Source organism: Halorubrum trapanicum, assembly GCF_017873555.1.
Taxonomy (GTDB): Archaea; Halobacteriota; Halobacteria; order Halobacteriales; family Haloferacaceae; genus Halorubrum; species Halorubrum trapanicum.
Genome location: NZ_JAGGKE010000010.1, coordinates 34,700 through 48,634, shown reverse-complemented (window position 1 = coordinate 48,634; position 13,935 = coordinate 34,700). Strand labels below are relative to the sequence as shown.

The window sequence follows — 13,935 nt, the reverse complement described above, 5'->3', positions numbered from 1 at the left end:
TGTCATGGAGATCGCGATCCTCTCCGACACGCACGTTCCCGCGCAGGCCGACGGAGTCCCCGACCAGTTCCTCGACCGCGTCGCCGACGCCGACCACGTCGTCCACGCCGGCGATTTCGGCTCGAAAGCGGCGCTATCAGACGTACGAGCCCTCGCGGACGACCTGACTGCGGTTTACGGGAACGCCGATCCGGCCGACGTGGACCTGCCACCGGTCGCGGCGCTCGCGGTTGACGGAGTAACTCTCGTCGTATCACACGGTATGGTGAATTTCGTTGAGCGGGCCGTGTCGAGTTCCGAGGGCGTCGTCTTCGACCGTGACGACTGGCTGGACGCCGTCGCAGACACGGCGCTGGCGCGGACCGAGACGATGGGCGATGACGCCGAACTGGTCGTTGGGATCGGCGGCCACAGCCACGAGGTCGAAGACGGGGTACACGAGAATGTACGGGTGTTGAATCCGGGTAGTGCGACAGGTGTCGGCCCGGCTGAGGGACGGGCAACGATGATGACCGCCGAGGTCGCAGACGACGATGTCACCGTGACGGTCCACGAGAGGAAGTGAAGGCAGGGATCGCATCCGGAAGCCGGAGATCGGTCTCCGCCCGATGTGAGGTTTCGATCCCTACTCTAACACGTGCTCGGTATCGTACGAGCCGAGCACCTTGACCCACCCCTTGTCCGCGATGGCCTCGATATCCTCGACGGCCTTCGCCATGTGGTCCTCGTAGAGGCCGGCGTCCACGTCGAAGTGGAACAGGTAGTCGCCGAGGCGCTCGCCGCTCGGGCGCGACTCGATCCGCGAGAGGTTGAGGTTGCGGTCGGCGAACGCCTCCAACAGTTCGAGCAGGAGGCCCGGGTAGTTCGCGTTCGGGTAGACGATCAGCGTGGTCTTCCCGCCGGCGTCGGAGCGCGCCGACTCGGGCGCGACGACGAGGAAGCGGGTCGCGTTCGAGGTGCGGTCCTGGATGTCCGCCGCGAGGATAGAGAGGTCGTCGCCGGCGTTGTCGGGGTGGCCGATCCCGGCGACGCGGGCGTCCTCGCGGGCGCGCTCGACCCCGCGGGCGGTGGAGGCGACCGCTTCGAGACCGGCGTCGGGGTAGTTCGCCTCCAGCCAGTTGCGGCACTGCGCGAGCGCCTGCGAGTGGCTCGCGACGACCTCGAACGCGTCGTCCTGCGCGAGGAGGGCGTGCCGGATCGGCGTGACGACCTCGCGGGTGACCGACACGTCGTAGTCGGCGAGCGCGTCGAGGCTCTCCGTGACCGAGCCCTCGATGCTGTTCTCGATGGGGACGACCCCGCGCTCGAACTCGCCGTCGGCGACGGCGTCGACGATGGCGGTGACCGACTCCCGGAACGACACCTCGGCGGCGACGGCGCGCGCGGCGCGGTGCGAGTACGTGCCGGCGGGACCCAGCGTGACGGCGTTCATTACGCCACCGTACCGGGGGAGGTGAGAAAAGCCTGCGGGGCGCGGCGATGTTTCCGGGGCGGGCGGATCGGCGGTTCGTCGCGGAACCCTCCCCGTCGTCCGCCCTCACTCCTCGTCCGGGTCGGTGGGGACGCCGCCGAAGTTCCCCTCGTCGTCGAACCGCTTCGCCCGCAGGAAGCGCGCGCGGTAGCGGTTCGCGCCCTCCTTCGTGTCCGCCTCACGGATCTCGTCGGTCCGGCCGTCCGCGACCGCCTCGATGATCTCCTCGACCTGCTCCTTCTCGCTCGGGGTCAACTCGAACTCGTAGGTGCGCTCCCGCTCGCTCTCCAGCCGCGTCCACTTCCGCGCGGCCGACACCACCACGGAGCAGGGCTCGCGGCAGGGGAAGACCCCGTCGCCGCCGTCGACGTCGAGGTCGGTGTCCTCGTCGTACTCCCACTCGCGGCGCTTGAGACACTGCGAGTCGGCACAGCACGCCTCCGCGACCCAGTCGACGTGCTCGTGGCCCTCGCCGCGGTCCCACGTCTCCACGACGCCGTAGATGCCCGACTGGCGCTCCATCGTCTCGCGCCAGTGGCTCACGTCCAGCTCGCCCTCGCGCTCGCGGTGCCAGTTGGCGACCGTCGCGGGGTATACCGTCTCCACCGTCTCGTAGAGGTCCCGTGGACTCAGCTCGGGGAAGACCCAGCCGCCCGCGAGCGACGGCGCCGTCTTGAGGGGGCGGTACCGCCCCTTCTCGTCGAAGGTGACCAGCTCGCGCGCGTCGAGGGGATCCTCGTGCGTCTCCAGCTCGCCGACCGAGACGCCGGCGTCGTCGGCGTGGCGCACGTCGTAGCGGCGCTCTCCGCGGTCGGTGATCGTGGCCGTAATCCGCAGTTCGCCCCACGCGCGCTCGATCCCCTCCGCGAGCGCCGCGTACCGGGTCGCCACCGTTTCGCCGTCGGCGTCCTCGATCCACCGGACGAAGGCGCGGCGCGGCCCGAACTCGCCGACGACCCGCTCGAAGGCGTACCAGTCCGTCACCGCCGGCGCGCGCTCGGCGAGCGCCTCGTGGAGTTCGCGCTCCGACAGCCCGGTCCGGCGGTCGCCGTCGGCCGGGTCGAGGCGGTACTCGCCCGCCGCGTCGCCGTCGCCCCCGCTGGCGCGGGACGCGGTGAACCCCTCGAACCGGAGGGGGTCGCCCGGATCGCGGTCGTCGATCGCGTCGAGGACCGCGTCGAACGCGTCGCCCGGGAGGTCGATCTCGGGGACTTCGGGCGCGTCGTCGCTCGCCTCGCTGTCGGCCGCCTCGCCGTCGGTCGCAGTGGTGGGGTCGGCCACGCTCAGTCCCCCGTGGCGACGCGGGTCGTCTCGCGCACGTCGTCGAGCGCGGTCCCGAGGTCGGCGCCGGCGTCGGCGGCGCGCTCCAAGACCACGTCGGCCATGAGCGGCTCCGTCCCCACCGCGCCGGCGTACCAGATCCGGGTGCCGTCGACCGTCTCGGGCACGTCGTACCCCTCGGTGTGGTCCTCACAGAGGCCCACGTCCTCCGGGATGTCCTCCTGCGTGTGGTAGCCGTCGGCGATGAACAGCGGGACCAAGACCACGTCGTCGCTCTCGAAGTGCTCGGGGAGGTCGTCGACCTCCGGCTCCTCGTCCATGTACAGCGCCTTCACCTCGTCGAAGCGGTCGCGCTCGGCGATCCGGTCGGCGTGGTACTCGATCGCCTTCGCCGAGTTCTCGTTGCGCTCGGTGCCGTGACCGACGACGGCGAGACCGAAGTCGTCGCCCACGTCGGGGTCGTCGGTGACCGACTCCGCGCGCCGGACGATCACGTCGGTCATCGCGCGGTGGGTCCCCACCGGGCCGCAGTAGTGGACCTCGCGGTCGATGTCCTCGGCGACGAGGGTCGCCTGGTCCGCGGAGAGTCCGTCGGAGTCCCACTCGGAGACGTCCCACCCCTCCAGTCGAAGCTCGCGGGGGATCACCTGCTCGGTGAAGTACCCCTCCGAGACGAACAGCGGGACGACGTAGATCTCCGACCCCTCGACGGTGCGGAGCACCTCCCGGAAGTGCGGTTCCTCCTTCCAGAAGCCGGTTCGGACCTCGTCGAACGCGCCGGTCGCGCGGATCGTGTCGGCGTGGTCGTACGTCGGCGCGCTCGACCCGGGGTTGAGGTGCGAGCCGTGCGCGACGATGACGAGCGATTGCATACCCGTTCTGGGGTCGCGCCGCTCTTAGGGACTTCGGAGGCTGCGAGAGGACGGGAACCGCCGACCCGTCGACGCCGGGTTCGGGCCGACCGAAAGTTCGGGCCGACCGAAACGATCTTGCCCGCCCGACGCGCAGCCCCGCGTATGTCGCTGGCAGCCGAGACGCGGGAGGCGGTCCGAGCGCGCCCGTTCGTCCGGGACGCGCTCCGCGCCGGACTGGTGAACCACAGCGCCGCCGCGACCTGGCTCGCCGAGCGGGCCGACCTCGACGGCGACCCGGACGCGATCGCGGCCGCGCTCCGGCGGTTTCGCGAGGAGTTGCCGGCGTACGAGACGGAACCCCGGACCGCGAGCGTGTCGATGCGGAGCGGAGTTGGACTGATCGACGACGCGGACGACGGCGGTGAGGAAGAGGTCCTCCTTCGAGTCGGCGAGGCGGCGGTCGTCGACGGCGGCGACCGCACGGCGATCCTCGCGACCGGCGGCGTCGACGCCGCGGCGTTGGCGGCCGCGCTCGGTCGGCTCGCCGCCGCGGACGTGGACGTCGCGGCCGCGGGGACCGCCGGCGAGGCGCTCGTCTGCGTCGTCTCCCGGCGCGACGGCGCGACCGCGGTGCGGGTCGTCGAGGCGGCGCTGGGCGCGGTGCCGGAGCGATAGGGCGGGACGCCGCCGCGGGAGCGGAGCGCGGCGCGGGACGGCGAGTTCGGGACGGGTTTTAAGCGCTCCACGGCCGCAGTCGATCGCGTGTTGCGCACCGTCGCCTTCGTCGCGCACGTCCTGTCCGGCGCCGTCTGGACCGGCGCCGCGCTGTTCGTCGCCTACGCGGTGCTCCCGCGAGCGACCGACGGAACCATGTCGCGTGCGGGGTTCGTCGACGCCGCGCACCGCCTGCTCATGATCACGCGCTGGACGGGCGTCGCCCTCCCGGTCACCGGCGCGTACCTCGTCTGGCTTCTCTACCGTCCGCTGGAGCTTCTGACCGGCACGTCGCGGGGCTGGGCCGTCCTCGCGATGCTGTCGCTGTGGGGCGTCATGAACGGACTCGTCGAACTGGGCGTCCTCCGGATGCGCCGCGAGGTCGACCCCGATGTCGGGTGGGGAGAGTACATGGCCGAGGGATTCCCGGTCGAAGCGCTCGACGGGATCGGGGCTGCGCCCGGGTCCGCCCGATTGGCGGCCGTCGCCCGCCCCTATCTGCTTGCGAGCGCCGGACTCGCGGTCCTGCTGCTCGTCGACGCCGCGCTTCTGGCCGGCGGGATACCGGCGTGACGAGACGCCGGGTGACACATATATAAACGGAACAAAATTGGCTTCCTCGGAGCGATATAGATCAATGCTAACTCTCCGCATGAATTAGAGACGAACGCGTCGAAGTCGTGCGGTTTCGGTCGAAGGCGACCACCGGCGCTCGTTCGCGTGCGGCCGCCCCTCACCGAGAAGTTTATATAGAATCACAATCAATCAAACGCTGTATGAGTCAGCGAATGCAGCAGGGCCAGCCGATGATCATTATGGGCGAGGACGCCCAGCGCGTCCAGGACAAGGACGCACAGGAGTACAACATCTCCGCGGCGCGCGGCGTCGCCGAATCCGTCCGCTCGACGCTCGGACCGAAGGGGATGGACAAGATGCTCGTCGACTCGATGGGCGACGTCACCATCACCAACGACGGCGTCACCATCCTCCAGACGATGGACATCGACAACCCGACCGCCGAGATGGTCGTCGAGGTCGCCGAGACCCAGGAGGACGAGGCCGGCGACGGGACGACCAGCGCGGTCGCCATCGCGGGCGAACTCCTCAAGAACGCCGAGGACCTCCTCGAACAGGACATCCACCCGACCGCGGTGATCAAGGGGTTCAATCTCGCGAGCGAGTACGCCCGCGAGCAGGTCGACGAGGTCGCGACGGCCGTCGACCCCGACGACACCGAGACGCTGCGTAACGTCGCCGAGACGTCGATGACCGGGAAGGGCGCGGAGCTGGACAAGGACACGCTCGCCGACCTCGTCGTCCGCGCGGTACAGGGCGTCACGATCGCGGCCGACGACGGCTCCCACGTGGTCGACCTGGCGAACCTCAACATCGAGACGCGCACCGGTCGCGCGGCGGGCGCGTCCCGCCTGCTCACCGGCGCGGCGATCGACAAGGACCCCGTCCACGAGGACATGCCGACCGACTTCGAGTCGGCGAACGTGCTCCTCCTCAACGACCCGATCGAGGTCGAGGAGGCCGACGTCGACACCTCCGTCAACGTCGACTCGCCGGACCAGCTCCAGAAGTTCCTCGATCAGGAGGAAGAGCAGCTCCGCGAGAAGGTCGACCGGATCGTCGAGTCGGGCGCCGACGTGGTCTTCTGTCAGAAGGGCATCGACGACCTCGCGCAGCACTACCTCGCGAAGGAGGGCATTCTGGCGGTCCGCCGCACGAAGAAGTCCGACCTGACCTTCCTGAAGAACGTCCTCGGCGCGCCGATCGTCACGGATCTGGACTCGCTGACCGCCGACGACCTCGCGGTCGGCTCGGTCGAGCGCGACGACGACGAGGAGCTGTTCTACGTCGAGGGCGAGGACTCCCACGGCGTCACGCTCCTCCTGTACGGCACGACCGAGCACGTCGTCGACGAGCTGGAACGCGGCATTCAGGACGCGATCGACGTGGTCTCGACGACCGTCTCCGACGGGCGGACCCTGCCTGGCGGCGGCGCCGTCGAGGTCGAGCTGGCGCGCCGACTGCGCGACTACGCCGACTCCGTCGAGGGGCGCGAGCAGCTCGCGGTCGAGGCGTTCGCGGACTCCCTCGAACTGATCCCCCGCGTGCTCGCCGAGAACGCGGGTCTCGACGCCATCGACCTGCTGGTCGACCTGCGCGCGGCCCACGAGTCCGGCGACCAGAACGCCGGGCTCGACGTGTTCGCCGGCGAGGTCGTCGACACGGCCGACGCCGGCGTCGTCGAGACGGCCCACGCGAAAGAGCAGGCGATCGCCTCCGCGGCCGAGGCGGCGAACCTCGTCCTGAAAATCGACGACATCATCTCCGCGGGCGACCTCTCGACCGCGGGCGGCGACGACGAGGGCGGCGCCCCCGCCGGCGGTATGGGCGGGATGGGCGGCATGGGCGGCGCTATGTGAAATCTGTCGGAGACAGATTTCCATAGAGCGTCAGGCTCCGCCTGACGAAGTCGATGTAAGCGAGGTTCCGAAGGAACCTCGAACGGCGAGCGGGGTGAATGGGGTCGACCGGCGGAAGACCCCAAAGCGAACGGGACGAGACGTCCCGTGAGCGAGAGCGACCCGCGAGCCGGAAATTTGTCGGAGACAGATTTCCGTAGACCGCCGTAGCGACGATTTCCGGACGATTCCCGCGTTCACACGCTCCGTTTTCCCCGTTTTTGCGCGACGGTCGACGAGCGTCCACCAGGTCGGAGCGGCACGGCTCGACCGCGCTCGCCGTCCGTGCGCGGCGGACGCATCCGCGGCCGCACCTCTTTACCGATCCGGACCGTACGGGCCGGTGATGGCAAACCTGACTCTCTACGAACTCGAAGGCTGTCCGTACTGCGCGAAGGTGAAGACGAAGCTCGCGGACCTCGAGCTGGAGTACGACTCGGTGATGGTGCCGCGCTCGCACGGCGAGCGCACGGAGGTCGAGGAGGTCTCCGGACAGACCGGCGTCCCCGTCCTCGTCGACGAGGAACACGGGATCGAGGGGATGCCCGAGAGCGACGACATCGTCGAGTACCTCGAAGAGACGTACGGGAACGCGAGCTAAGGCGGCGGTCCCGGACGCCGCGACCGCGGGAGGCGCGGCTGCGGGAAGCGCGGCCGCGGGAGGCGACGCCGAGCGAACGAGAGAGTATTTATTCGGCGGCGGCGACGTGGCGGGCGTGCGACTCGTTCACCGTCCCGATTCCGGGTCCGAAACCGTCCTCGCGAGCGACGTCGACGTCGCGCGCTCGACGCTCGAACAGGCGCGCGGGCTGATGTTCCGGCGGTCGATCCCGGACGACTACGCGCTCGTGTTCCCGTTCGACGAGCCCGACACGCAGTGGCTCCACATGCTTTTCGTACCGTTCGCGATCGACGCGGTGTGGCTCGTCGACGGCGAGGTGGCGGCGAAAAAGCGGCTTTCGGCGTTCGTCGGACTGGGTCGCGGCCGCGCCGACACAGTCGTCGAACTCCCGGCGGGCGCGGCCGAGTCGGTCGCTGTCGGCGACGAACTGCGGCTCGTGGAGTGATCGGAGGCGCCGCGGCCGACTTACGTCGCGTCCTCGACGTCGTCCGGGGTGAAAAGCTCCGCGTCGTCGGGCGGCTGTCCCTCCGCGGCGCGCAGCGACAGTTCGATCCGGCTGCCGCCGGCCTTGCTCTCGGCGATGTCGAGGCTCCCGCCGCCGGCGGTGACGATCCAGTTCACGTACCAGAGACCGAGCCCGCTGGCGTGTTCGAGGGGCGTCTCCTCGCCGGTGAGGACGGCGCGCTCGGCCGGGGGAATTCCGGGGCCGTCGTCGGCGACGACGAGCGAGACCCACGACTCGCTGGGTAGCTCCGCGGCCGAGATCCGGACCTGCGGATCGTCGGCGTCGTTGTGTCGGACCGCGTTGTCGACGAGTTCCGTGATCGCCTCGGGGAGGAACGCGACCGCGGAGACGACGAGCCCCTCGGGGACGTCGACCCCGATCGCTCCCCGGGCGCGGACCGCCGGGTCGAGCGATTCGAGCGCCGCGTCGACCGCGGGCGCGAGCGCCACCGGCCGCGGCGACGGGCGCTGGGAGAGCAGGCGTTCCACCTTCCGCGAGGTCTCGCCGAGGCGCAACAGCCGCTCGGCGGTGTCGACGACCCGTTCGAGCTCCGCGGTCAGGTCCGGGTCGTCGATCGCTTCGATGGCCCGACCCGTGAACCCCGTGACCACGTTGAGGTCGTTCCGGAAGTTGTGACGCAACACGCGCGTCAACACCGCGAGCCGCTCCTCCCTGAGCGACGCCTCGGTGAGATCCTCGCCGACGCCGACCGCCCCCACGACGCGGTCGGCGTCGAGTATCGGACCCATCGAGAGCCGGTACGGGACGCGCTCGCCGGAGCGCGTGAGCAGGCGCGTCTCGCAGGTAACGGCCTCGCCGTCGCGGTACACCCGGGAGAGCGCCTCGCCGACGGCGCTGCCGGCGGCGTCGTCGAACAGCGATGTGAACGCCGTCCCAGACAGCGCTTCGGACTCGTAGCCGGAGTCGGCCGCCAACCGGTCGTTCCACCGGGAGAGCGTCCCCTCCTCGGTACAGCGGAACAGCGCGAGCGGGACGGTCTCGGCGAGCGCGTCGACGAGCCGGCGCTCAGCGTCGCGCTCGGTCTCGGCCGCGACGCGCGCGGTGGCGTCCGAGAACCCGGCGACGAGCCACTCGTCACCGGCGATCGTCGCCGCGTGGAGTGCGGCGTCCACTCGCAGTCCCGGGTCGCCGAGCCGGACCTCCCACTCGAACCGCGCGGTCCGAGAGGCGGAGCCGTCGGAAACGGTGGGATCGGTGGCCGGCGCCGCGGCGGCGGCGACGTCGGCGATCGGCTCGCCGTCGACCGTGACGTCGGTCTCGCCGACGTTCGGGAGACCCATCAGCGTCAGCGTGCCGCGGTCGTAGCCGAGGAGGTCGGCGGCGGGATCGTTCGCGGCGCGGATCGCCAGCGTGTCGGGGTCACAGACGAGCGCCGCGGTCGGCACCGCCTCGACGAACGCGCGAAGGATCCCGGTCGCGTCGGCGGTGCCGCTCGACGACGGCCGATCGTCGGTCGGCGGATCCGCGTCGCGGTCCCCCATCTGTCGGCAATCGAGACACTCCGTCCATATGTGTTTATGGTTTTATGGGTCGCACCGACCGCGGGAGGAGACGACCGGGGGCCGTCAGTCCGCCTTCGCCTGCCAGTCGCGGACCGTGTCGGCGCCGACGCCGTCGACGTCGGCGGCGAGGTCGTCCGGGTCGGCCGACTTGAGCTCGTCGACGCCGTCGACGCCCGCGTCCTTCAGCTTCGCGGCGGTCTTCTCGCCGATCCCCTCGACCGCCTGAAGCTCAGACCCCTCCTGCCGGGCCGTGAACTCGCGGTAGTTACAGATCGGACAGCCCAGCTCCCACGGGTCGTCGCCGGAGTGGACCCGGAGGTGCGGGAGGTCGTGTTCCTCGCAGGTCTCGTCGGTGATCTCGATCTCGCCGCGGCGGGGGAGCGGCAGCGAGTAGTCGCAGTCGGGGTAGCGCGTACAGCCGACGAGCCGGGAGCCGGAGCGGAGCCGCTTGATCGCCAGCTCCCCGCCGTGGTCGGCGGTTTCACCGCTTCCGTCGCGCGGCGAAGCCGCGCCCTCTCCGCATTCCGGACAGACGCCGATCACCTCGTCCTCCTGCTCGTCGGCCTCGTCCGCCTTACACTGCGGGCAGCCGTGGACGAACGTCTTCCGGCCGGCGAGCATCTTCACGTGGCGGAGCCCGTGGTCCTCGCAGGTCTCGTCGAGGATGAGCGGCTTCCCGGTCGAGGGGAGCGGCAGGGTGTACTCGCAGTCGGGATACCCGTCGCAGCCGACGAAGTACGACCCCTGTCGCGACTTCCGGACGAGGAGGTCCGAGCCGCACTCCGGGCACGGACCGAGCGTCTTGTCCGCCTTCAGCGAGTTCTGGAGGTGGTCGCCGACCGCCTCGCGCGACTCCGTGAGGTCGTCGAACACGCGCGAGAGCAGTTCGCGGGAGGCCTCGGTCACGTCCTCGTACTCCTTCTCGCCGGCCGCGATGGCCGCCATGTCCTGTTCGAGCTGCGCGGTCATCTCCTCGCTCACGATCCGGTCGGCGAACTCCTCGGCGGCCTCGACGACCGCCTCCGCGAGCCGCGTCGGTCGCGGCGGGTCGCTCTCGACGTAGTTGCGGTCGTACAGCTTCTCGATCGTGCGGTGGCGGGTCGCCTTCGTCCCCAGCTGGCGCTTCTCCATCTCCTCGATGAGCCGCGACTGGCCGTAGCGGCGGGGGGGCTGGGTCTCCTTGGCCTCGGTGGCGCGGTCCGACAGCGACAGCGTCTCGCCGACCTCGACGTCGGGGACGATCCGCTCGTCGCTGGAGCGGTACGGGTACACCTCGTGGTAGCCGGCCTCCAGCAGCCGCTTGCCGTTGGCCTTCAGCCGCAGGCCGCCGTCCGCGACGAGGTCGGCGGGCTTCGCCGCGTCGTCCGGATTCCGGAGGGCGGCGAGTCCGTCGGCGCCCGCGGCGATCGGCGTCGCGTCGCCGTTCGCGAGCGCGACCACGCGCAGGCGCTCCCAGGTGGCCGGGTCGGCGCAGGTGGCGAGGAAGCGGCGGACGATAAGCTCGTACACCTTCCACTCGTCGTCGGAGAGGTCGTCGCCGGCGGGGAGCTCGCCGGTCGGGTGGATCGGCGGGTGGTCCGTCGTCTCCTCGTCGCCCTCGGTCGGCTCGACCTCGCGGTCCTCGTCGAGCAGGCTCGCGGCGTCCTCGCCGAACGTCGGCGACTCGGCGAGGTCGGCGATCAGCTCCTCCGGCTCCAAGTCGTCCGGGTACACCGTGTTGTCGGTCCGCGGGTAGGTGACGTAGCCGGCGGTGTACAGGTCCTCCGCGAGCGACATGGCGCGCTGCGCGGAGTGGCCGAGCGACCCCGCCGCGCGGATGAACGCGGTGGTGTTGAACGGCGTCGGCGGGTCGTCGGTCTGGGTCCGTCGCGTCACGTCGTCGACGGTGGCCCCCTCGGCCGCGTCGAGCGCCTCGGTGAGCGTCTCCGCGACCGCCTCGTCCCAGACGCGCTCGCGCTCGTTGCCCTCGTCGTTCAGGTAGAAGTAGCGCGCCTCGAAGGGGTCGCCGCCGGACTTCGCCAGCTCGCCGGTTAGCTCCCAGTAGGACTCGGGGTCGAACGCCTGGATCTCGCGCTCGCGGTCGACGATGAGCTTGAGCGTCGGGCCCTGGACCCGGCCGACGGAGATGAAGTCGTCGCCGAGCTGGCGCGCGGATAAGGAGAGGAACCGCGTGAGCGCCGCGCCCCACGTGAGGTCGATAGTCTGGCGCGCTTCCCCCGCGGCCGCCAGCTCGAAGTCGAGGTCGTCGGGGTTCGCGAACGCCTCCTGCACCTCGTTTTCGGTGATCGAGGAGAAGCGCACGCGGTCGACGGGGACGTCCTCGTTGACCTCGCGCACCAGCTCGTACGCCTCCTTCCCGATCAGTTCGCCCTCGCGGTCGTAGTCGGTCGCGATGACGACGCGGGACGCGTTGCGGGCGAGCCGCCGGAGCGCGGCGACGATCCCTTCCTGCGTCGGCGTCTTGGTGACGGGCGCGTCGATCAGCTCGACCGGCTCGACGTCGCGCCAGTCGTTGTACTCGGCGGGGAAGTCGACGCCGACGACGTGGCCGGAGAGGCCGATACACCGCTTGCCGCCCCACTCGTAGACGTTGACGTCGTTCATCCGCTCCGCGGTCGCGGACTCGCCGCTCAGGATGTCGGCGATGCGCCGCGCCGCGTTGTCCTTCTCCGTGATGATCAGCTCGGGACCCCGACTCATTGCGCCGAGATACGCCGCTCCCGGGTCTAAAGCTTTCGCGACGCGAGATTACCGGCAGGCGACGGGTCGAACGGGTACCGAAAAGGGGCGCTCCGAGCGCGACCGGTCACCGGGCCGCGTCGTCGGACTCGGCGAGGAACTCCGCGTCTGTGGCCTCGCGGTACGGTTCCGGCGGTTCGTCGTCCGCATCGAGTTCGCGCCGTGCGAGGTGGTTCTCGAGTTGGCGGCGCTTGTTCCTCCCTTTCCGCTCGCGGCCCGATTTCGTGTCTGGCATCGTCATCCGTGTCAACAATACCCACACATATGAATCTTGTGTCGGTGTGGGGACGCGTCGTCAGGACTTAACGAGGTGGCGCGTGCCTGCTCGGCCGCTCTGCGGCCGAGCGGCACGCGCGAGGTCGCCGGCGCGTAGCGCCGGCTGCCAGAGGGACCTTCGGTCCCTCGCTGGAGTCGGTCGCCGAGCGAAGCGACGGCGACCGACGAGGGTGGGGAGGCGTGAGGTGCTGGGCGGTTGCGGTGGGCGGGACTCAAAGGGGCAGCCGCGAGGCGGCCGCAGGTGACGCAAGGACCGCAGGAAGCGAGCGCAGCGAGCGACCGAGGACCGCAGCGAACGTGCGGCCGCCTCGCGGCTGGGGCTTTGGAGGTGTTCGCCGTCAATCCGCAAGTGCCGACAAAGAGATTTGAATTACAGTGGTTCCGCTCGCCGTGTTGTTCGTCGAAAACGCCAGGAGAGGGATTTGAACCGAAATCAGACGTGCTCGCTCGCTTCGCTCGCTGCGCGCGACTGATAGGGTTCAAATCCGTCCGCGCTTCGCTGTCGCGGTACTCGCTCGTCGCTGTCGCTCCTCGCTCGTTTTGCGACAGCGAAGCGCCAGGAGAGGGATTTGAACCTCAGTCGTTCCGCTCGCCTCGCTCGCTCCACTCCCTGGTTCAAATCCCTCAGTCTCGGTTCGTCGACGCCGGACTCGCTCGTCGCTGTCGCTCCTCGCTCGTTTTGCGACAGCGAAGCGCCAGGAGAGGGATTTGAACCCCCGATCCCGGATGGGAACACGCTTTCCAGGCGTGCGCCTTACCACTCGGCCATCCTGGCTCACGCGGAGATAATCCGGTGCGACTGTTAAGTCCTTCTTTTCGCCCGGAGTCGCGCCTCGGCGAGGTAGGTGATACCGGCCGACGCGGCCGCCACCGCGAGCGCGACGAGCGCCACTCCCCCGAGACCGACCGGGAGCGATCCGGGACCGAGGAGCCGGTACCCCTGCGCGAGCGCGAGGAAGGCGAACCCGCCGACGATCCCCCACAGCGCCGCGGACCGCGCTCTGGCGCGGGGGGTAGCCGGGGCACCGGGCGCCTCCGCCGAGTCCGCCCCGCCGTCCGCCATCTACTCGACGACGGCGACCGCCTCGATCTCGACGCCGGCGCCCTTCGGGAGCGCGCCCGCCTCGACCGCGGAGCGGGCCGGCGGCGACTCGTCGAAGTAGTCGGCGTACGTCTCGTTCATCTCGTCGAAGTCGTCGATGTCGGCCATGAACACCGTCGTCTTGAGCACGTCCTCGGCCGACGCGCCCCCCTCCTCCAACACCGCGAGGAGGTTGTCGAGCGCCTGCTCGGTCTGGACCGCGATCGGCGCGTCGTCAAGCAGGTCGCCGTCGCGGGTCAGCGGGATCTGCCCGGCCGTGAACACGAGGTCGCCGTCGGTCGTCGCCTGGCTGTACGCGCCCACCGCCGCCGGGGCGTCGTCCGTGTGGATGGTCTCTTTCATGCGGATGCGCCTTCGCCCGGCGGCCTCAAGAG

Annotated in this window: 14 protein-coding genes and 1 tRNA gene; 6 read left to right on the top strand and 9 right to left on the bottom strand. The window is 70.3% G+C overall.

All coding sequences use genetic code 11. The annotated features are described in order from the left end of the window. The first annotated feature begins 4 nt into the window (after window positions 1–4). A complete protein-coding gene (locus J2744_RS11440; RefSeq protein ID WP_210113486.1) occupies window positions 5–565 on the top strand; it encodes a metallophosphoesterase family protein in 561 nt (186 codons plus the stop codon). A 60-nt stretch (window positions 566–625) separates the two neighbouring features. On the opposite strand, the gene pheA is transcribed toward J2744_RS11440, so the two are convergent. The 3 genes from pheA to J2744_RS11425 all read right to left on the bottom strand — a co-directional run bounded on the left by pheA (window position 626) and on the right by J2744_RS11425 (window position 3,624). Next, on the bottom strand, window positions 626–1,432 hold the full coding sequence (pheA, locus tag J2744_RS11435; RefSeq protein WP_210113485.1) for a prephenate dehydratase: 807 nt from the start codon (window positions 1,430–1,432) through the stop codon (window positions 626–628). 105 nt (window positions 1,433–1,537) lie between these two features. After that, window positions 1,538–2,752 carry a DR2241 family protein gene (locus J2744_RS11430; RefSeq protein ID WP_210113484.1) on the bottom strand — a complete coding sequence of 405 codons (1,215 nt, stop codon included), beginning with the start codon at window positions 2,750–2,752 and terminating at the stop codon, window positions 1,538–1,540. Window positions 2,753–2,754: 2 nt separating this feature from the next. Beyond that, the gene (locus J2744_RS11425; RefSeq protein ID WP_210113483.1) at window positions 2,755–3,624 is read right to left on the bottom strand and encodes a CbiX/SirB N-terminal domain-containing protein; all 870 of its coding nucleotides are present in this window, start codon (window positions 3,622–3,624) and stop codon (window positions 2,755–2,757) included. A gap of 144 nt (window positions 3,625–3,768) precedes the next feature. Between J2744_RS11425 and J2744_RS11420 the strand changes: the two genes are divergently transcribed. From J2744_RS11420 to J2744_RS11400, 5 genes are all read left to right on the top strand, one after another. Beyond that, window positions 3,769–4,281 carry a DUF7523 family protein gene (locus J2744_RS11420; RefSeq protein ID WP_210113482.1) on the top strand — a complete coding sequence of 171 codons (513 nt, stop codon included), beginning with the start codon at window positions 3,769–3,771 and terminating at the stop codon, window positions 4,279–4,281. 87 nt (window positions 4,282–4,368) lie between these two features. Then, the gene (locus J2744_RS11415; RefSeq protein WP_210113481.1) at window positions 4,369–4,893 is read left to right on the top strand and encodes a copper resistance protein CopD; all 525 of its coding nucleotides are present in this window, start codon (window positions 4,369–4,371) and stop codon (window positions 4,891–4,893) included. Between the two features lie 215 nt (window positions 4,894–5,108). Beyond that, entirely contained in the window at window positions 5,109–6,755 is a 1,647-nt protein-coding gene (gene thsB, locus J2744_RS11410) for a thermosome subunit beta (protein ID WP_210113567.1), read from the top strand. A 385-nt stretch (window positions 6,756–7,140) separates the two neighbouring features. Next, window positions 7,141–7,395 (top strand): glutathione S-transferase N-terminal domain-containing protein, encoded by a 255-nt coding sequence (locus J2744_RS11405; protein ID WP_210113480.1) that lies wholly within the window; start codon window positions 7,141–7,143, stop codon window positions 7,393–7,395. Between the two features lie 106 nt (window positions 7,396–7,501). Beyond that, a complete protein-coding gene (locus J2744_RS11400; RefSeq protein WP_210113479.1) occupies window positions 7,502–7,861 on the top strand; it encodes a DUF192 domain-containing protein in 360 nt (119 codons plus the stop codon). 20 nt (window positions 7,862–7,881) lie between these two features. On the opposite strand, the gene J2744_RS11395 is transcribed toward J2744_RS11400, so the two are convergent. From J2744_RS11395 to J2744_RS11370, 6 genes are all read right to left on the bottom strand, one after another. After that, window positions 7,882–9,423: a PAS domain-containing sensor histidine kinase gene (locus tag J2744_RS11395; protein ID WP_210113478.1), complete on the bottom strand. Its 1,542-nt coding sequence runs from the start codon at window positions 9,421–9,423 to the stop codon at window positions 7,882–7,884. A gap of 84 nt (window positions 9,424–9,507) precedes the next feature. After that, window positions 9,508–12,144, bottom strand: coding sequence for a DNA topoisomerase I (locus tag J2744_RS11390; RefSeq protein WP_210113477.1), 2,637 nt, complete (start codon window positions 12,142–12,144; stop codon window positions 9,508–9,510). Between the two features lie 106 nt (window positions 12,145–12,250). Further along, complete coding sequence (locus J2744_RS11385; protein ID WP_006111840.1) at window positions 12,251–12,418, bottom strand: hypothetical protein; 168 nt, start codon at window positions 12,416–12,418, stop codon at window positions 12,251–12,253. A gap of 734 nt (window positions 12,419–13,152) precedes the next feature. After that, a tRNA-Ser gene (locus J2744_RS11380) sits at window positions 13,153–13,234 on the bottom strand. Window positions 13,235–13,261: 27 nt separating this feature from the next. Further along, window positions 13,262–13,522: a hypothetical protein gene (locus tag J2744_RS11375; protein WP_210113476.1), complete on the bottom strand. Its 261-nt coding sequence runs from the start codon at window positions 13,520–13,522 to the stop codon at window positions 13,262–13,264. Then, window positions 13,523–13,903, bottom strand: coding sequence for a Rid family detoxifying hydrolase (locus tag J2744_RS11370; RefSeq protein WP_210113475.1), 381 nt, complete (start codon window positions 13,901–13,903; stop codon window positions 13,523–13,525). Between the last annotated feature and the right edge of the window lie 32 nt (window positions 13,904–13,935).

Excerpts from the sequence above, each read along its gene's own strand:
- J2744_RS11385 (WP_006111840.1), bottom strand. The coding sequence starts at position 12,418 with ATGCCAGACACGAAATCGGGCCGCGAGCGGAAAGGGAGGAACAAGCGC.
- J2744_RS11395 (WP_210113478.1), bottom strand. The coding sequence starts at position 9,423 with ATGGGGGACCGCGACGCGGATCCGCCGACCGACGATCGGCCGTCGTCG.
- J2744_RS11370 (WP_210113475.1), bottom strand. The coding sequence starts at position 13,903 with ATGAAAGAGACCATCCACACGGACGACGCCCCGGCGGCGGTGGGCGCG.
- J2744_RS11375 (WP_210113476.1), bottom strand. The coding sequence starts at position 13,522 with ATGGCGGACGGCGGGGCGGACTCGGCGGAGGCGCCCGGTGCCCCGGCT.
- J2744_RS11425 (WP_210113483.1), bottom strand. The coding sequence starts at position 3,624 with ATGCAATCGCTCGTCATCGTCGCGCACGGCTCGCACCTCAACCCCGGG.
- J2744_RS11440 (WP_210113486.1), top strand. The coding sequence starts at position 5 with ATGGAGATCGCGATCCTCTCCGACACGCACGTTCCCGCGCAGGCCGAC.
- thsB (WP_210113567.1), top strand. The coding sequence starts at position 5,109 with ATGCAGCAGGGCCAGCCGATGATCATTATGGGCGAGGACGCCCAGCGC.
- pheA (WP_210113485.1), bottom strand. The coding sequence starts at position 1,432 with ATGAACGCCGTCACGCTGGGTCCCGCCGGCACGTACTCGCACCGCGCC.
- J2744_RS11420 (WP_210113482.1), top strand. The coding sequence starts at position 3,769 with ATGTCGCTGGCAGCCGAGACGCGGGAGGCGGTCCGAGCGCGCCCGTTC.
- J2744_RS11405 (WP_210113480.1), top strand. The coding sequence starts at position 7,141 with ATGGCAAACCTGACTCTCTACGAACTCGAAGGCTGTCCGTACTGCGCG.
- J2744_RS11390 (WP_210113477.1), bottom strand. The coding sequence starts at position 12,144 with ATGAGTCGGGGTCCCGAGCTGATCATCACGGAGAAGGACAACGCGGCG.